Genomic DNA, 17,231 nt, shown 5'->3' on the forward strand with positions numbered 1-17,231 from the left:
CGGGATGGACGCACCGCTGGTGTACCAGTTGTTCCGCCAGGAGCACAGCTGGGTAGCTATGTGCGGAAGGGATAAGCGCTGAAAGCATCTAAGCGTGAAGCCCCCCTCAAGATGAGATTTCCCATCGCGTCAAGCGAGTAAGATCCCTTGAAGATGACAAGGTAGATAGGTCCGAGGTGGAAGCGTGGCGACACGTGCAGCTGACGGATACTAATCGATCGAGGACTTAACTAAACACATGAGAAAAGCGTAGGCGACTACGCAACCCCTGTTATCTAGTTTTGAAGGAATAAAAAAATGCTTGACAACAAAAAATATTCCTTTATAATAACATTTGTCTAAAGCATTATTGCTCGGTGACGATGGCGGAGAGGCCACACCCGTTCCCATCCCGAACACGGAAGTTAAGCTCTCCAGCGCCGATGGTAGTTGGCGGGACACCGCCTGCGAGAGTAGGACGTTGCCGGGCAAGATGTAATGGAGGATTAGCTCAGCTGGGAGAGCACTTGCCTTACAAGCAAGGGGTCGGCGGTTCGATCCCGTCATCCTCCACCATATGTTATCATCGCGGGGTGGAGCAGCCAGGTAGCTCGTCGGGCTCATAACCCGAAGGTCGCAGGTTCAAATCCTGCCCCCGCAACCAATATTGGTCCCGTAGTGTAGTGGTTAACATGCCTGCCTGTCACGCAGGAGATCGCGGGTTCGAGTCCCGTCGGGACCGCCATTGTATGGCTCGGTAGCGCTCAGTCGGTAGAGCACGTTTGAATCGACTTCTTTGGCAAGGCTACAGCGTACCGCTCGAGCAACATCTTGAGTAAGCAAACGGAGAGCGGGACGAAGGACGTTTTCCATCTGAATAATTTAAGGATATACTATCTATATGGCTCGGTAGCTCAGTCGGTAGAGCAAAGGACTGAAAATCCTTGTGTCGGCGGTTCGATTCCGTCCCGAGCCACCATTTTAAAATATATGGTATCATGCCGGCTTAGCTCAATTGGTAGAGACGAGCAAAGCTTCAACGAATAAGCTACGAGTTGCCTCGACGCATCCATCATCATTGAGTATGCGAGTAGAGGAAGAGGCACAACTGACAAACGATCTAAAAATTTGATGCACTTCATATTTTGCCGGCTTAGCTCAATTGGTAGAGCAACTGACTTGTAATCAGTAGGTTGCGGGTTCAAGTCCTGCAGCCGGCACCAGATTGTTTTGAGCCATTAGCTCAGTAGGTAGAGCATCTGACTTTTAATCAGAGGGTCGGAGGTTCGAGTCCTCCATGGCTCACCATGATGCGGGTGTGGCGGAATTGGCAGACGCACCAGACTTAGGATCTGGCGCCTCTGGCGTGGGGGTTCAAGTCCCTCCACCCGCATAATGCGGAAGTAGTTCAGTGGTAGAACACCACCTTGCCAAGGTGGGGGTCGCGGGTTCGAGTCCCGTCTTCCGCTCCAACATGCCTATGCCGGGGTGGCGGAATTGGCAGACGCACAGGACTTAAAATCCTGCGGTAGGTGACTACCGTGCCGGTTCGAGTCCGGCCCTCGGCACTTATGCGCCCGTAGCTCAATTGGATAGAGCATCTGACTACGGATCAGAAGGTTAGGGGTTCGAATCCTCTCGGGCGCGCCATGTTTATATCGTAGTGAGGACGGGAAGTAGCTCAGCTTGGTAGAGCACATGGTTTGGGACCATGGGGTCGCAGGTTCGAATCCTGTCTTCCCGACCATTTTTAAGGGGCCTTAGCTCAGCTGGGAGAGCGCCTGCTTTGCACGCAGGAGGTCATCGGTTCGATCCCGATAGGCTCCACCATATATTTATAATGGCGGCGTAGCTCAGCTGGCTAGAGCGTACGGTTCATACCCGTAAGGTCGGGGGTTCGATTCCCTCCGCCGCTACTAGCTTAGGACCTTTAGCTCAGCTGGTTAGAGCAGACGGCTCATAACCGTCCGGTCGTAGGTTCGAGTCCTACAAGGTCCACCATGTTCATATTATACGGAGGAGTACCCAAGTCTGGCTGAAGGGGTCGGTCTTGAAAACCGAGAGGCGTCGAAAGGCGCGCGGGGGTTCGAATCCCTCCTCCTCCGCCATAAATTGATTTTAGTTCCTTCTTCTTAATTAAGAAGGGACACGACTGACAAACGGTATAAAAATTTGATGCACTTCATATTTTGCCGGCTTAGCTCAATTGGTAGAGCAACTGACTTGTAATCAGTAGGTTGCGGGTTCAAGTCCTGCAGCCGGCATCGTTGTGGCGGCTATGGCGAAGTGGTTAACGCACCAGATTGTGGCTCTGGCATTCGTGGGTTCGATTCCCACTAGTCGCCCCATAAATTTTATGTTATGCGGGTGTAGTTTAGTGGTAAAACCTCAGCCACGAGCGACACTTCGCTGAATAAGCTACGAGTTGCCTCGACGCATCTAACATCCTTGAGTATGCTGGTAGAGGAAGAGGCATGAAAAAGCGTAGAAGTAAAAAATAGATATGTGAGTAATTTATTGCGCGGGTGTAGTTTAGTGGTAAAACCTCAGCCTTCCAAGCTGATGTCGTGGGTTCGATTCCCATCACCCGCTTACGTGGGCCTATAGCTCAGCTGGTTAGAGCGCACGCCTGATAAGCGTGAGGTCGGTGGTTCAAGTCCACTTAGGCCCATTATGGTGTTTATTCCGCAGTAGCTCAGTGACGAGCAATGCATCATTGAGTAAACTGCGAGTTGCCTCGACGCATTTATCATCGTTGAGTGTGCTATTAGAGGAAGAGGCAGTAAAGTTAAACTATAATATTGGTTAGGAAGTATGAATCACTTTTATTATTGTTCCGCAGTAGCTCAGTGGTAGAGCACTCGGCTGTTAACCGAGCGGTCGTAGGTTCGAATCCTACCTGCGGAGCCATTTGGAGAAGTACCCAAGTGGCTGAAGGGGACGGTTTGCTAAACCGTTAGGTCGCGTTTTGCGGCGCGCGGGTTCAAATCCCGCCTTCTCCGCCATTGCCACACACGGCCCGTTGGTCAAGTGGTTAAGACACCGCCCTTTCACGGCGGTAACACGGGTTCGAATCCCGTACGGGTCACTAGTAAAAAGGACATCTCATGATATGAGATGTCCTTTTTACATTTCATCGAAATTTATATGCGTTTTATTTTTCTTCTCCAAAAATTTTTTTCCATATTCCCCGTGTTGATGAATAGAAGGATGTTCAACTTGAATGGTGACGTGGGAAAGGTTATATCTTTCTTTTAACATTTCATTAATAGCTAAAATAACACAAAATGGTTGAATATGCTCGTGAATAAGAACGTGTGCTGTTAAGGAATAATGATCTGTTGAAATGGACCAAATGTGTAACTCATGTACATCTTCTACTCCTTCAATAGAAAGAATATCAGCACGAATACGATCCACGTCAAATTCATGTGGCACTGCATCCATTAAAATAAAATACGATTCCCGAACAATTTTTGCCCCACCTATAAAAATAATGGTACCGATGACGACGCTAATGAGTGGGTCGAACATGTATAGTCCTGTAAAGTAAATTAAAATAGCTGAGATGATGACGCCAATGGAGCTAAGTAAGTCGCCAATAAAGTGCCATAAGGCGCTTTTTACATTTAAATTTTCTTCCTCTTTCATGCTCCGACTTAAAACGATTGTTAATACGAGATTAACAACAAATCCGATCGTTGCGATGGTTAGCATGAGGGAAAATTGAATGCTTTCAGGATGAATAAAACGACGAATTCCTTCAATGAAAATTCCAATAGAAATGATGACAAGCGCGAGCCCATTTAAAAATGAAGCGATAATTTCAAACCGTAAATAGCCAAATGTAAATGTTTTATTTGGTGGGCGAGAAGCTAAATAAATGGCAACCATACTTAAGCTTAATGCAATGACGTCAGAGGCCATATGTGCTGAGTCTGACAATAGAGCAAGCGAATTAGACAAAATGCCTCCTACAATTTCAACAATGGTGAAAAAAGTCGTTAATAACAGTGTTATCCAAAGCGCTTTCTTTGATGTTGCTTGTACTTTCATATGCGGTAAATGATGAAAATCATACATATGCATTCCCCTTTATTTAAAATTAATATTAAAAAAAATAAATAATAATTACTATAAACTATTTTATATAATTATCATTTGTTACTCAAGCGACAAATTTATGGACGTTCGTATTGATTTTCATTTAACATGTGATTTGTTGAACATTGTCGAAAAATATCTTAATTTTCTTACAGGAATTTTATATGACTTTGTGTAATATATTCAGTACGGAATTGTTTCCGCACCCATTGAAGAAAGGATGGATGAACATTTGTTGACAATGAGTCCAACCGATTTGCAGATGCATTTATTTCACGAAGGAACGTTTTATCAAAGTTATCACTTGTTTGGCGCACATCTTGTAAAACAAAACGGAATGATCGGAACGCGTTTTTGTGTATGGGCCCCAAATGCAAAAGAAGTTCGTCTTGTTGGAACGTTTAATGATTGGAACGGAGAAAAGCACAAGTTAACAAAAATAAACGAACAAGGAGTATGGATGATTGTCGTCCCTGAAAATTTAGAAGGACATTTATACAAATACGAAATAATGACAAGAGATGGACATATCGTTCTGAAAGCAGATCCATATGCTTTTTACGCAGAAGAACGCCCCAATACGGCCTCTATTGTATATGATTTAAAAGGATATAAATGGAATGATCAAGCGTGGCAAAGAAAAAAGAAGCGAAAACCTATTTATGAGCAACCGATGTTTATTTATGAAGTTCATTTTGGTACATGGAAAAAGAAAGACGATGGGAAATTTTATACATATAAGGAAATGGCGGATGAGTTAATTCCTTATGTTGTCGAACATGGATTTACTCACATTGAACTTTTGCCGCTTATTGAGCACCCGCTCGATCGTTCCTGGGGATATCAAGGAACAGGTTATTATGCTGCAACAAGCCGTTATGGAACGCCTCATGATTTAATGTATTTCATTGATCGTTGTCATCAGGAAGGAATTGGAGTCATTTTAGATTGGGTACCGGGACATTTTTGTAAAGATGCACATGGGTTATATATGTTTGATGGTGAGCCGACGTATGAATATATGAATATGCAAGATCGCGAAAATATTGTGTGGGGAACAGCAAATTTCGATTTAGGAAAACCAGAAGTGCATAGCTTTTTAATTTCGAATGCTTTGTTTTGGTTAGAGCATTATCATATTGACGGTTTTCGTGTTGATGCGGTTGCAAATATGCTTTATTGGCCGAATAGCGATGTACTGCATCCAAATCCATATGCCATTTCATTTTTAAAGAAATTAAATGAAGTTGTATTTGCTTTTGATCCGAATGTATTAATGATTGCAGAAGATTCAACAGATTGGCCGAAAGTGACGGCACCTACGTACGATGGTGGGTTAGGATTTAACTACAAATGGAACATGGGATGGATGAACGATGTATTAAGTTATATGGAAACGAGCATGCATGATCGAAAATATATGCATCATAAAATGACATTTTCTTTGTTGTATGCTTACACGGAAAATTTTATTTTACCTTTATCCCATGACGAAGTGGTGCATGGAAAAAAATCGTTATTAAATAAAATGCCAGGCGATTATTGGGATAAATTTGCTCAACTTCGCCTGCTTTATGGATATTTTATGACGCATCCCGGAAAAAAACTGTTGTTTATGGGTGGAGAGTTTGGACAGTTTGATGAATGGAAAGATTTAGAACAACTCGATTGGGTGTTGTTTGATTTTGATATGCATCGAAAAATGGATGACTACGTGAAATCTCTCACTCATTTTTATAAAAAGCAAAGAGCATTATATGAATGTGATCATGATCCAAATGGGTTCGAATGGATTGATGTGAACAACGCTGAACAAAGTATTTTTTCTTTTATTCGACGAGGAAAAAAAGAAGAAGATGCGTTAATTGTCGTTTGCAATTTTACTAATATCGTGTATGAAGATTACAAAATTGGTGTGCCATTGCTTACATCGTATCGAGAAGTATTTAATAGCGATGATGTGATGTACGGTGGTGCGGGACACATAAACAAAAAACCGCTTGTGGCACACGAAGAGCCGTATCACGGAAAGCCGTATCATATTCGAATGACGATTCCGCCGTATGCTATAACAATTTTACGACCAACAAGAAAAAGAGAAGGGAAGGAAAGCCATGGTACGAAAAAAGTGCGTCGCTATGCTACTCGCAGGGGGACAAGGGAGTAGATTAAGTTCGCTAACAAAAAATTTAGCTAAACCAGCTGTTCCGTTTGGAGGAAAATACCGCATTATTGATTTTACATTAAGCAATTGTGCTAATTCTGGCATTGATACTGTTGGGGTGCTCACCCAATATCAGCCGTTAGAGTTAAATACGTATATTGGAATTGGAAGTGCATGGGATTTAGATCGAAAAAATGGGGGGGTAACCGTTCTCCCTCCGTATGCTGAATCATCAGAAATGAAATGGTACAAGGGAACAGCGAATGCCATTTATCAAAATCTAAACTATTTGAAGCAATATGATCCGGAGTATGTCCTCATTCTTTCCGGCGACCATATTTATAAAATGAATTATGCGGATATGCTACAATACCATATCGAAAAAAAGGCGGATGTTACAATTTCTGTTATTGAAGTACCATGGGAAGAAGCGAGCCGTTTTGGAATTATGAACACAAATGACGAGATGGAAATCGTAGAGTTTGAGGAGAAACCAGCTCATCCGAAAAACAATTTAGCGTCTATGGGCATTTATATTTTTAAATGGTCTATTTTGAAAGAGTATTTAGAAATGGACAATCGAAATGACCGTTCAAGCCATGACTTTGGTAAAGATATTATTCCTTTACTGATCGAAGAAAAAAAGCGGCTCATTGCCTATCCATTTAAAGGATATTGGAAAGATGTTGGGACGGTAAAAAGTTTATGGGAAGCAAATATGGATTTACTAGAAGATACCCCAGCATTAAATTTATTTGACCATACATGGCGTATTTATTCTGTGAACCCGAATGAACCACCGCAATATATTGCTCCATACGCACAAGTGAAAGAATCTTTAGTGAATGAAGGATGCATCGTTGAAGGGAATGTGGAGCATTCTGTTTTGTTTCAAGGGGTGTACGTTTCACAAGGTGCGAAAGTAAAAGATTGTGTTGTTATGCCTAATGCAGTGATTGGGAAAAATGTATACATTGAAAAAGCGATTGTTCCTCCGAATGTGGCAATTCCTGATGGAACGTTTATTTGTGCGGATCAATATGAAGGGGAAGTCATTCTTGTGACAGAGGAGATTTTGGGACATTTTTCTGAGAGAGAGGATGAGAAAACGTGGGAAAATTAATGCTTGGGGTCATTGATGCGACGACATATACACCGGAAATGAGTGATTTGACATTTCAGCGTTCTATCGCAGCCGTTCCGTTTGCTGGTCGCTATCGGCTAATTGATTTTGTTTTATCAAATATGGTGAACTCAGGTATTGAAAGTGTCGCCATTTTCCCAAAGTATCAATATCGTTCGTTAATGGACCACCTTGGTTCAGGAAAGAATTGGGATTTGAATCGGAAACGTGATGGATTGTTCTTCTTCCCTTCGCCTGATCTCCCGATTTCTCATATCGGTTCGTTTCAACATTTTCAACAACATATTGACTATTTTTTGCGAAGCACACAAAAGTACGCTCTTATTTGCAACAGTTATACGGTGTGCAATATTGATTATGAGGAAGTATTGCGACGTCATATGGCTAACGGGTGCGATATAACCCGTATACGTTATCGTGGAAAGTCGCTTGATATGTTTATTTTAGAAACATCGTTGTTGCTTGATTTAATCGCCAACCAACAACGAAATCAATATCGAAGTATTGTTGATGTTGTGAATGATGAAGGAAATGGTTTAACCGTATGTGATTATGAATATAACGGGTATGTCGCAGTTATTGATAGCGTCGAACGTTATTTTCACCATAGCTTAGAACTTCTTAAACCAGAAGTGTGGAAGCAGTTGTTTTTAAAAGGAAGACCGATTTATACGAAAGTAAAAGATGAGCCACCGACGAAATATACATCATATGCTTGCGTGCGTAATGCGATGATTGCGAATGGATGTATCATTGAAGGAGAAATTGAACATAGTATTATTTCTAGAGCAGTAAAAATAGGAAAAGGAACTGTTGTCCGCAACAGTATTATTATGCAAAAAAGTCAAATTGGGGATAATTGTCATCTTGAATATGTGATCGTTGATAAAGATGCTCGCATTGGTGATGGAGTGAAATTAATTGGAACACCGAATCAGCCAATCGTCATTCGAAAAGGGACAATACAAGGAGCGCTGATGAAATCGTGAAAGTATTATTTGTCGTATCAGAGTGTGTACCGTTTGTGAAAACAGGTGGTTTAGCTGATGTTGCTGGCGCATTGCCGAAAGAGTTGAAAAAGCTTGGGACGGATGTGCGTGTGATGCTTCCTAAATATGGGGTCATTCCGCAACATATGCGCCGAAAAATGAATAAAATTGCTGAGCTTGTCGTTCGTGTTGGTTGGAGAAGACAATATTGTGGAATTGAACAATTAGAATACGAAGGAATGACATACTATTTCGTCGACAACGAATATTACTTTAAGCGAGATTCGTTATACGGGCATTACGATGACGGTGAGCGTTTTTCATATTTTTGTCGAGCGGTTCTCGATTCTCTGCCTGTCATCGGCTTTCAACCAAATGTCATTCATTGTCATGATTGGCACACAGGGATGATTCCATTTTTGTTGCGTGGAGAATATGCGAAAAATTCATTTTACGCGCAAATGAAAACGGTATTTACCATCCATAATTTGCAGTTTCAAGGCATTTTTCCACGCGAGATTTTAGGGGATTTGCTAAATTTAAGCGACCGTTATTTTTCGATTGAACATTTAGAGTTTTACGGGCATGTTAGTTTCATGAAAGGGGCTCTCGTCTCCGCACATATGATTACGACAGTTAGCCCAACGTATAAAGAAGAAATTCAAACTCCATATTATGGTGAACGGCTTGACGGATTATTGCGCGCGAGAAGTTCGCACTTAGTTGGAATTTTAAATGGAATTGATGATGACATATATAACCCGAAAAAAGATCCGTATATTGCAGTGCCATACGATGTGACGACAATTGCACGAAAAAGTATTAATAAGCGAGCGTTACAACAACATTTTTCATTGCCGTCAGAAGAAGATGTCCCAGTCATTGCCATCGTTTCACGGTTAACGAAACAAAAAGGATTAGATTTAGTAAAATGCGTATTTCACGAAATGATTGCTGAAAATGTGCAAATGATCATCCTTGGAACAGGAGAATGGGAGTTTGAACATTTCTTTCATGAGATGGCGCTGACATATCCAGAACGTGTGCGTGTATATATTGGGTTTTCAGAACAGCTTGCACATCAAATTTATGCTGGAGCAGATATGTTTTTAATGCCGTCTAAATTTGAACCGTGTGGTCTTGGCCAAATGATTGCGATGCGCTATGGAGCTGTACCGATCGTGCGAGAAACGGGTGGATTAAACGATACAGTGCAGTCGTTTAACGAATTTACAAAAGAAGGAACCGGATTTACGTTTAAAAACTTTAATGCACACGACATGTTATATACGATTCAACGTGCCCGTTCATTTTATGAACAAAAAGAAGTATGGGAAATGATAATGAAGCAGGCAATGAGTCGGGATTACAGTTGGGCAAAGTCAGCATTTAAATATAACCAACTATACGACGAACTAATGACTGGGAGTGGCATCTATGTTCACGAATAAGGAAGAGTTTAAACAAACGTTTTTGAAGCGACTAGAAATGATGTACGGAAAACGTTTTTGGGAATCGACTGTTCTCGATCAGTACAATACGTTAGGCCATATGATTCGCGAGTATATTAGTAAACATTGGATTCAGACGAATGAACGATATCGTGCCCAACATAAAAAGCAAGTATATTATTTGTCGATTGAGTTTTTATTAGGACGTTTGCTAGGGAACAATTTAATGAATCTTGGCATACGTGATGTCGTGGAAGAAGGATTGAAAGAGCTAGGCATTGAGTTAGCTCATATTGAAGAAGTGGAAATTGATGCAGGTCTAGGGAATGGGGGGCTTGGGCGTCTCGCTGCTTGTTTTTTAGACTCTCTCGCTTCTCTTGACCTTCCTGGACATGGACAAGGTATCCGTTATAAACACGGTTTGTTTGATCAAAAAATAGTGAATGGTTATCAAGTGGAACTCCCGGAACAATGGTTACGTCATGGTAATGTTTGGGAAGTAAAAAAAGAAGATTTAGCGGTAGAAGTGAATTTTTGGGGGAAAGTAGAATGCTACGAACAAGATGGTCGGTTAGCGTTTCGACATTATGATGTCGAAAAGGTAATGGCTGTTCCTTATGATATGCCTGTCATTGGATATGATACGACGACTGTAAATACGTTACGATTATGGAGTGCCGAGCCTGCAAAATTTCCGCTTCATAAACATGTCATGCAGTATAAGCGAGAAACGGAAGCGATTTCTGAATTTTTATACCCAGACGACACACATGACGAAGGAAAAATTTTAAGACTAAAGCAACAGTATTTTCTCGTTGCTGCAAGCATTGGGAGCATCGTACGCGATTATCGGCAACGGTACGGGCATTTGCAACATTTTCACCGCCATGTAGCCATTCATGTGAATGATACCCACCCTGTGTTAGCCATCCCAGAGCTTATGCGTATTTTGTTAGATGAGGAAGGAATGGGATGGGACGAAGCATGGCATATTACGACAAACACGATCTCTTATACAAACCATACCACATTGTCGGAAGCGTTGGAAAAATGGCCAATTTATATTTTTCAACCGCTATTGCCGCGCATTTATATGATTGTGCAAGAAATTAATGAACGCTTTTGTCGCGACTTATGGAATCGATATCCTGGTGATTGGAAAAGAATCGAGGAGATGGCCATTATTGCCCATGGGCTTGTCAAAATGGCTCATTTAGCGATTGTAGGGAGCTATAGTGTGAACGGTGTGGCGAAAATACATTCTGAAATTTTAAAGCATCGTGAAATGAAGCTGTTTTATGAATACTTTCCTGAAAAGTTTAATAATAAAACGAACGGCATTACACATCGCCGTTGGTTGTTAAAAGCCAATCCACAGCTTTCTTCTCTTATTACAGAAGCGATCGGAGCGGAATGGGTAAAGCAACCCGAACAGTTGATTCAACTAAAAAAGTATGCAAATGATCATTCATTTCAAGACGAATTAGCAAAAGTGAAACATTACCATAAACAACAGTTGGCGACGTATATTTATGAAAAAACAGGTGTTGTCGTGGATGACTCATCCATTTTTGATGTACAAGTAAAACGGCTGCATGCGTATAAAAGACAGTTGTTAAATGTGCTACACATTATGCATTTATATAACCGATTAAAAGAAGATGAGCATTTCGACATGCATCCACGCACGTTTATTTTTGGTGCAAAGGCATCACCGGGATATCATTATGCGAAACGGATCATTAAGTTAATTAATTCCGTTGCACAAAAAGTAAATAGCGATGAGCAAATTAACGGGCGATTAAAAGTCATTTTCCTAGAAAATTACCGTGTCTCATTAGCGGAAAAAATTTTTCCGGCTGCTGATGTAAGTGAACAAATTTCGACCGCTAGTAAAGAAGCATCTGGAACTGGGAATATGAAATTTATGATGAACGGAGCTGTGACGATCGGAACGTTGGATGGAGCAAATATTGAAATTTTAGAGCGGGTTGGTCATGATAATATGTTTATTTTCGGGCTTACGGCAGAAGAAGTGTTGCACTATTACGCGAATGGCGGATACCATTCTTACGAATATTATCATCATGACCAACGTATTCATCAAGTTGTTAATCAACTGGTGAATGGCTTTTTTCCTGATGCGTACGATCATTTTGAACCGATTTACGATTCATTGCTCGCTCATAATGATCAATACTTTGTTTTACGCGATTTCGCATCGTATGCCGATGCGCAACAACGTGTTGGTGCAACGTATGAAGATCGGAGAAAATGGTTGGAAATGAGCGTTACGAATATCGCCTGTTCAGGATATTTTTCAAGCGACCGAACGATTGAAGAGTACGCTCATGATATTTGGCATATTCGTTAATAGAAAAGTCCTGTAAGCATATGCTCACAGGACTTTTTTAAGAAGTATAAGGATCTTTTTCGTATGCAGGGAGGTCGCCGAGCGGAGACATAAGCTGCTCGTCGTCAAGCACTTGTTCATATTGTTCGTGTACAATGTTCGGATAAATCGTAATACCTGTTCCGTAAAGGTCTGTCGCCGCAAATGTTTCAAACGGCTCGACATAGCCGATTTGTTCTCCGGCGTCAATATACATTCGATCATAATGCACGGTGTCTTCTTGAACATCTGAAGGTGTTTCTGATGTACCGAAACGCGCAACTTTTTGCCAACTATCTTCGGCATCAAATGTTTCTGCTTCTTTATGAACGACAAATTCACCAAATGGAGGAGACAAGACGCTTTCTTCGATCGGGCGTTGTTGCGAAACAACTTGGTCAGGGCTATGTTCTTTACAAAATGTTGTTGTTGGAATAGCTTCAAGACGTTCGAATGGGATCGGCTTTCCGCATACTTCACAAATTCCGTATGTCCCATCTTCCATCGCTTGAAGCGCCCGTTCAATATCGTGAAGTTCCCGTTTCGTATGTTCGTTTAAGGCGATATCTTTTTCTCGTTCATATAGTTCTGTTCCACTATCAGCAGGATGATTGTCATAATTCGATAGTTCCCCAACTGAGTCATGAACAGACGCTCGTATGAGACCGAAATGATCGTTTTGTTTTAGCCGTTGTACAATTTGCCGCTTTTGTTGTAATAACCGTTCACGTAAAGTTTGCATATCATCCCTCCTTCAAATTAGACTACACATAGTATGGACTAAAAAGAAAAAACCATAGCGCAAAGGCTATGGTTTTTTCTGGACAATTATTGTAGCCAATAATGAATGAACAGACCAACGACAAGTAAAAATCCAAATTGTGTATTTGTCTGAGCTGTCGCTTTCATCGCTGGCATCATGTCTATTGGTTTTGTCTTTCCAATAAATCCTTTTGTTGCTTTCCATGCTTTCGGAACGCTAAACAATACAAGCAATGTCCATGGTGAAATCGTTTTTGTAAAAACGAGCAATACGATCCATAAAAATGATGTCACAAACATGCCACCTAATAGCCAAATGGCACGCTTTCTTCCAAGTAAAATCGCTAACGTTTTTCGACCGCTTTTTTTATCCCCGTCTAAGTCACGAATGTTATTCGCTAATAAAATGGCTCCGACTAAAATGGAAATTGGAACAGAGACAAGAACAGGTGTTGTTGTCATTGTGCCTGTTTGAATAAAGAATGAAATTAAAATAATGGTAAGTCCCATGAAAAAACCTGCCGCTAATTCACCGAATGGAGTATAAGCGATCGGAATAGGACCACCTGTGTAAAAATATCCTGCTGCCATGCAAATCGTGCCGATGACGGCTACCCACCAACTACTATTGACGCAAATATAAACACCAAGTAGCATAGCGACTGCAAAAAAAGACCAAGCAAGCAATAACACAGTTTTTGGGGAGATCCCATCACGAACGATCGCACCACCAATTCCGACAGATTCAGGTGTATCGAGACCGCGTTTATAGTCGTAATATTCATTGAACATATTTGTTGCTGCTTGGATAAATAACGAAGCTACGAGCATGGCAAAAAATAAAGGAAAGTGAATTGGTGCTTCGTCTACTGCAAGCACAGTACCAATAGAAACAGGAACAAACGCTGCAGTCAGCGTGTGTGGCCGCAATAAGCGCCACCAAACGCGCCAGTCTCGTTTATAGTGAACAGTTTGAGCATTTGAACGTACTGGTGTTGGCATACCATTCTTCTCCTTTGATTAAAATGTCGTTCACAATAAGTGTAGGGAAGTGGGGAAAATGTGTCAATGTCTTGACAATATAAATTGTTTCCTATCTCTAACGAACAATATTATAATGGAAAAGGGAAAAAAAGATTAAGTATAGGCGTGATACAAGGTGGTTACTTTATATCAAAACAAAGTTATTGACCAATTGCGTGATGCGTTAAAGAAAAAAAAGCATATGGTTAGTGTCACTGTAAGAGTGGGGCAAATCGATCCTCTTTCCTTTTTTGCCGCTGGTGAAACGTTATTTCATGGCCAGCGCTTTTATTGGTCAGACTGCTTTCACGAGCACACGCTTGTTGGACTTGGACATGCACAAGTGATAAAAAGTGAAGAAAAGACGAAAAAGCGTTTTCGGGAAGTGGAGAAAGCTTGGCAACAAATTGTAGAAGGCGCTTTCATCGAAGGGGAAGGGCCATTGATGTTCGGGGGGTTCGCTTTTGATCCGATGAAACGTTCTGCTGAGCATTGGAGCCATTTTCCTTCCGCTCAGTTTGTGATCCCGAAATTTTTGTTAACAAAGCGCGGTGAGGAAACGTGGCTCACAGTTAATGTTGTTCATGAATCGTTTGCGGAACTTGAGAAAATGATCGATTCGTTATTTATCATACATGATGAAATCGATAGCTACGATGTGGAAGTTGTCGAAAAAGAAGAAGTCGCTCGTGATCGTTGGTTTCATGCTGTTCGTCATGCAACCGATCTCATTCAAGACGGAGAGATTGAAAAAGTCGTTTTAGCACGCGAGCTATTTCTTTCTTTTTCTCATCGGATTGATCGCTCTCATGTGTTGTGCTCTTTGCGGGAACAACAACCAATGAGCTACATTTTTGCGTTTGAAAACGGCTCATCTTGTTTTATCGGTGCTTCTCCCGAACAACTTGTGAAAAAGAACGGGTACATGTGTGAAACAGCTTGTCTAGCTGGTTCCATTCGTCGTGGACATACGATGAAAGAGGATGAGGAGCTCGGACAATGGCTGCTAAAAGACGATAAAAATCGTCGTGAGCATGCGTTCGTTGTCGACATGATTGAACAAGCGATGCATGAAATATGCACAGAAGTGATTGTTCCAAGTGAGCCGACTCTTTTAAAAATGCGACATATTCAACATTTGTACACACCTGTTCAGGCGAAAATAAAGGAAGGAGTTTCGATTTTTTCGCTCGTTGAACGGCTCCATCCAACGCCAGCGCTTGGAGGATTCCCGAAACAAAAGGCGGTACAAACGATTCGGGACATTGAGCCGCTTGATCGTGGATGGTATGCTGCTCCGATTGGTTGGGTTCATGCGAACGGAAACGGAGAATTTGCTGTAGCCATTCGTTCCGCATTGCTTGAAGACAATGAGGCGCATTTGTTTGCCGGGTGTGGAATTGTTGCTCATTCTGATCCGCTTAGCGAATATGAGGAAACGAATGTAAAGTTTAAGCCGATGTTACTAGCGTTAGAGGGGGGACGACGATGAATGAAATGACCGCATATGTTGCCGCTTTTGTTGAGCAATTCGTTCATACGGGGATACAGCAAGTGGTGATTAGCCCAGGATCTCGTTCCACTCCTCTTGCGATGGTGATGGCTGAACATCCTCAGTTAAATATTCATGTCCATATTGATGAACGTTCTGCTGCTTTTTTTGCGTTAGGCATGGCGAAAGCTTCTGGAAAACCGGTTGCCCTTGTTTGTACATCAGGTACTGCGGTAGCGAATTATTATCCAGCTATCGTTGAAGCATATTATGCACGCGTTCCGCTCGTTGTCATTACAGCTGATCGACCTCATGAATTGCGCGATGTCGGAGCACCGCAAGCGATTGATCAACTGCATATGTACGGGTCATATGTGAAATGGTTTGTTGATATGGCACTTCCAGAAGGAAATGAGCAAATGCTTCGTTATGCAGAAATGGTAGCTGCTCGTGCGGTATGTGTTGCAACATCTGTTCCTGCAGGACCGGTTCATATTAACGTACCGTTACGTGAACCGCTTGTTCCAATGCTCAATGAGTCGCTATTTTCCACACCGTCCGCAACTCGCACGGTGTATAGAGGAAATAAACACCTTTCACAAGAAATGATCGATGAATTATATGAACAACTACGTCATGTCGAAAAAGGGGTCATTGTATGTGGAGATTTGCACGTGGAAGGGTTTGCTGATGCGGTGGTCGAGCTAGCGGAAGCGTTGCAATATCCTATTTTAGCTGATCCTCTCTCTTCATTGCGAACAGGTGTACATCGAAAGCAGCTCATTATTGAATCGTACGATGCGATGTTGAAATGCGAAACGTTTGCAGATGCGTTCATTCCTGATGTCGTTATTCGTTTCGGAGCGATGCCTGTATCGAAGTCGCTTTACCTTTGGCTGCAACGCCATAAACAAGTAAAACAAATAATTGTCGATGAAGCGGGGCAATGGCGCGACCCGACTTTATCACTTCACGTGCTTATTGAAGCGAACGAGGTGCAATTTTGTCATGAGTTAGCTCAGCGCGCTTCTACTACATCTCGTTCGTCACAATGGGTCAACCAATGGAAAAAAATGAATGAACGAGCGAAACAAATGTTGTTACAGGCAAAAGAAGAAGAAAATATGTTTGAAGGAAAAATATTCATTGAACTCGCTCAGTTATTACCAGATGAAGCGACTCTTTTCGTCGGAAACAGTATGCCTATTCGCGATGCGGATACGTTTTTTATGTCATCGCATAAGCGAATTCGTTTATTGGCGAATCGGGGGGCAAACGGTATTGATGGAGTTGTATCGAGCGCTCTTGGAGCGAGCTGTGTTGCACAACCACTTGTACTAGTCATTGGTGACTTGTCATTTTATCATGACTTAAATGGTTTACTTGCAGCTAAATTGCAACAGCTACATGCGACAATCATCGTTTTAAACAACAATGGGGGAGGTATTTTCTCCTTTTTGCCGCAGGCGAATGAGCCGAAACATTTTGAACGGTTATTCGGCACACCGACACATTTATCGTTTCATCATGTTGTAAACATGTATGATGGACATTATGAAAAAGTAGAGACGTGGGATCATTTTCGTCGTGCGGTGGTAGATGCGCTCGCACGCCCGACGTTAAATGTAATTGAAGTTTCTTCATCTCGTGAATATAATGTCGGAGTTCATCGGAAATTGTGGAAAGATGTTTCCCAGGAAATGTCCAACTTGTTGAACAAAGGGGAATGAA

At 41.8% G+C, this 17,231-nt stretch carries 10 protein-coding genes, 22 tRNA genes and 2 rRNA genes; 31 read left to right on the forward strand and 3 right to left on the reverse strand.

The features are described from left to right. From ES017_RS03000 to ES017_RS03115, 24 genes are all read left to right on the forward strand, one after another. Positions 1–234, forward strand: a 23S ribosomal RNA gene (locus ES017_RS03000); the annotation flags it as partial. 118 nt (positions 235–352) lie between these two features. Then, positions 353–469: ribosomal RNA gene (rrf, locus tag ES017_RS03005) — 5S ribosomal RNA — on the forward strand. A 10-nt stretch (positions 470–479) separates the two neighbouring features. Next, positions 480–555 (forward strand) — tRNA-Val (locus ES017_RS03010). Between the two features lie 11 nt (positions 556–566). After that, a tRNA-Met gene (locus ES017_RS03015) sits at positions 567–643 on the forward strand. A gap of 5 nt (positions 644–648) precedes the next feature. Then, a tRNA-Asp gene (locus tag ES017_RS03020) sits at positions 649–724 on the forward strand. A gap of 158 nt (positions 725–882) precedes the next feature. Next, positions 883–958: transfer RNA gene (locus ES017_RS03025), tRNA-Phe, on the forward strand. Between the two features lie 168 nt (positions 959–1,126). Further along, positions 1,127–1,202 (forward strand) — tRNA-Thr (locus ES017_RS03030). 9 nt (positions 1,203–1,211) lie between these two features. Continuing rightward, positions 1,212–1,287 (forward strand) — tRNA-Lys (locus tag ES017_RS03035). Positions 1,288–1,291: 4 nt separating this feature from the next. Further along, positions 1,292–1,372, forward strand: a tRNA-Leu gene (locus ES017_RS03040). A gap of 4 nt (positions 1,373–1,376) precedes the next feature. Continuing rightward, positions 1,377–1,451, forward strand: a tRNA-Gly gene (locus tag ES017_RS03045). 10 nt (positions 1,452–1,461) lie between these two features. Further along, positions 1,462–1,547 (forward strand) — tRNA-Leu (locus tag ES017_RS03050). Positions 1,548–1,552: 5 nt separating this feature from the next. Continuing rightward, a tRNA-Arg gene (locus ES017_RS03055) sits at positions 1,553–1,629 on the forward strand. A gap of 20 nt (positions 1,630–1,649) precedes the next feature. Next, positions 1,650–1,726 (forward strand) — tRNA-Pro (locus ES017_RS03060). A 7-nt stretch (positions 1,727–1,733) separates the two neighbouring features. Further along, positions 1,734–1,809: transfer RNA gene (locus ES017_RS03065), tRNA-Ala, on the forward strand. A gap of 12 nt (positions 1,810–1,821) precedes the next feature. Beyond that, a tRNA-Met gene (locus ES017_RS03070) sits at positions 1,822–1,895 on the forward strand. An 8-nt stretch (positions 1,896–1,903) separates the two neighbouring features. Next, a tRNA-Ile gene (locus ES017_RS03075) sits at positions 1,904–1,980 on the forward strand. A 14-nt stretch (positions 1,981–1,994) separates the two neighbouring features. Next, positions 1,995–2,087: transfer RNA gene (locus ES017_RS03080), tRNA-Ser, on the forward strand. Between the two features lie 83 nt (positions 2,088–2,170). Further along, positions 2,171–2,243, forward strand: a tRNA-Thr gene (locus ES017_RS03085). 8 nt (positions 2,244–2,251) lie between these two features. Then, positions 2,252–2,327 (forward strand) — tRNA-His (locus ES017_RS03090). A 173-nt stretch (positions 2,328–2,500) separates the two neighbouring features. Further along, positions 2,501–2,571 (forward strand) — tRNA-Gly (locus ES017_RS03095). Between the two features lie 5 nt (positions 2,572–2,576). Then, a tRNA-Ile gene (locus ES017_RS03100) sits at positions 2,577–2,650 on the forward strand. A 164-nt stretch (positions 2,651–2,814) separates the two neighbouring features. Beyond that, a tRNA-Asn gene (locus ES017_RS03105) sits at positions 2,815–2,889 on the forward strand. Positions 2,890–2,892: 3 nt separating this feature from the next. Beyond that, positions 2,893–2,984 (forward strand) — tRNA-Ser (locus tag ES017_RS03110). A gap of 11 nt (positions 2,985–2,995) precedes the next feature. Further along, positions 2,996–3,067: transfer RNA gene (locus tag ES017_RS03115), tRNA-Glu, on the forward strand. Between the two features lie 38 nt (positions 3,068–3,105). Here ES017_RS03115 and ES017_RS03120 read toward each other — a convergent pair. Further along, positions 3,106–4,062 (reverse strand): cation diffusion facilitator family transporter, encoded by a 957-nt coding sequence (locus ES017_RS03120; RefSeq protein ID WP_042534687.1) that lies wholly within the window; start codon positions 4,060–4,062, stop codon positions 3,106–3,108. A 241-nt stretch (positions 4,063–4,303) separates the two neighbouring features. On the opposite strand from ES017_RS03120, the gene glgB reads away from it, so the two are divergent. The 5 genes from glgB to ES017_RS03145 are packed head-to-tail and all read left to right on the forward strand — an operon-like array spanning position 4,304 to position 12,205. Continuing rightward, positions 4,304–6,250, forward strand: coding sequence for a 1,4-alpha-glucan branching enzyme (gene glgB, locus ES017_RS03125; RefSeq protein WP_035063427.1), 1,947 nt, complete (start codon positions 4,304–4,306; stop codon positions 6,248–6,250). After that, a complete protein-coding gene (locus ES017_RS03130; RefSeq protein ID WP_021095523.1) occupies positions 6,198–7,370 on the forward strand; it encodes a glucose-1-phosphate adenylyltransferase in 1,173 nt (390 codons plus the stop codon). Before glgB ends, ES017_RS03130 begins: the two co-directional genes overlap by 53 nt. Further along, on the forward strand, positions 7,358–8,380 hold the full coding sequence (locus ES017_RS03135) for a GlgC family sugar phosphate nucleotidyltransferase (protein WP_021095524.1): 1,023 nt from the start codon (positions 7,358–7,360) through the stop codon (positions 8,378–8,380). Before ES017_RS03130 ends, ES017_RS03135 begins: the two co-directional genes overlap by 13 nt. After that, positions 8,377–9,831, forward strand: a complete 1,455-nt coding sequence (gene glgA, locus ES017_RS03140; protein WP_171334766.1) for a glycogen synthase GlgA — start codon at positions 8,377–8,379, stop codon at positions 9,829–9,831. The genes ES017_RS03135 and glgA overlap by 4 nt, the downstream gene beginning before the upstream one ends. After that, positions 9,818–12,205 carry a glycogen/starch/alpha-glucan phosphorylase gene (locus ES017_RS03145; protein ID WP_021095526.1) on the forward strand — a complete coding sequence of 796 codons (2,388 nt, stop codon included), beginning with the start codon at positions 9,818–9,820 and terminating at the stop codon, positions 12,203–12,205. The genes glgA and ES017_RS03145 overlap by 14 nt, the downstream gene beginning before the upstream one ends. A 37-nt stretch (positions 12,206–12,242) precedes the next feature. On the opposite strand, the gene ES017_RS03150 is transcribed toward ES017_RS03145, so the two are convergent. Next, positions 12,243–12,965: a yteA family sporulation protein gene (locus ES017_RS03150; RefSeq protein ID WP_021095527.1), complete on the reverse strand. Its 723-nt coding sequence runs from the start codon at positions 12,963–12,965 to the stop codon at positions 12,243–12,245. 86 nt (positions 12,966–13,051) lie between these two features. After that, a complete protein-coding gene (locus ES017_RS03155) occupies positions 13,052–13,987 on the reverse strand; it encodes a 1,4-dihydroxy-2-naphthoate polyprenyltransferase (RefSeq protein WP_021095528.1) in 936 nt (311 codons plus the stop codon). Positions 13,988–14,144: 157 nt separating this feature from the next. Here ES017_RS03155 and ES017_RS03160 point away from each other — a divergent pair, with 157 nt between their 5' ends. Then, complete coding sequence (locus ES017_RS03160; protein ID WP_021095529.1) at positions 14,145–15,500, forward strand: isochorismate synthase; 1,356 nt, start codon at positions 14,145–14,147, stop codon at positions 15,498–15,500. Next, complete coding sequence (gene menD, locus ES017_RS03165) at positions 15,497–17,230, forward strand: 2-succinyl-5-enolpyruvyl-6-hydroxy-3-cyclohexene-1-carboxylic-acid synthase (protein WP_021095530.1); 1,734 nt, start codon at positions 15,497–15,499, stop codon at positions 17,228–17,230. Before ES017_RS03160 ends, menD begins: the two co-directional genes overlap by 4 nt. The last annotated feature ends 1 nt before the right edge of the window (position 17,231 follow it).

The sequence above is a fragment of the Anoxybacillus sp. EFIL genome, from assembly GCF_013096955.1.
GTDB lineage: Bacteria > Bacillota > Bacilli > Bacillales > Anoxybacillaceae > Anoxybacillus > Anoxybacillus ayderensis.

Coding starts and splice junctions, on each gene's coding strand:
- ES017_RS03120 (WP_042534687.1), bottom strand. CDS start 4,062: ATGTATGATTTTCATCATTTACCGCATATGAAAGTACAAGCAACATCA.
- ES017_RS03150 (WP_021095527.1), bottom strand. CDS start 12,965: ATGCAAACTTTACGTGAACGGTTATTACAACAAAAGCGGCAAATTGTA.
- glgB (WP_035063427.1), top strand. CDS start 4,304: ATGGATGAACATTTGTTGACAATGAGTCCAACCGATTTGCAGATGCAT.
- ES017_RS03155 (WP_021095528.1), bottom strand. CDS start 13,987: ATGCCAACACCAGTACGTTCAAATGCTCAAACTGTTCACTATAAACGA.
- ES017_RS03145 (WP_021095526.1), top strand. CDS start 9,818: ATGTTCACGAATAAGGAAGAGTTTAAACAAACGTTTTTGAAGCGACTA.
- ES017_RS03130 (WP_021095523.1), top strand. CDS start 6,198: ATGGTACGAAAAAAGTGCGTCGCTATGCTACTCGCAGGGGGACAAGGG.
- menD (WP_021095530.1), top strand. CDS start 15,497: ATGAATGAAATGACCGCATATGTTGCCGCTTTTGTTGAGCAATTCGTT.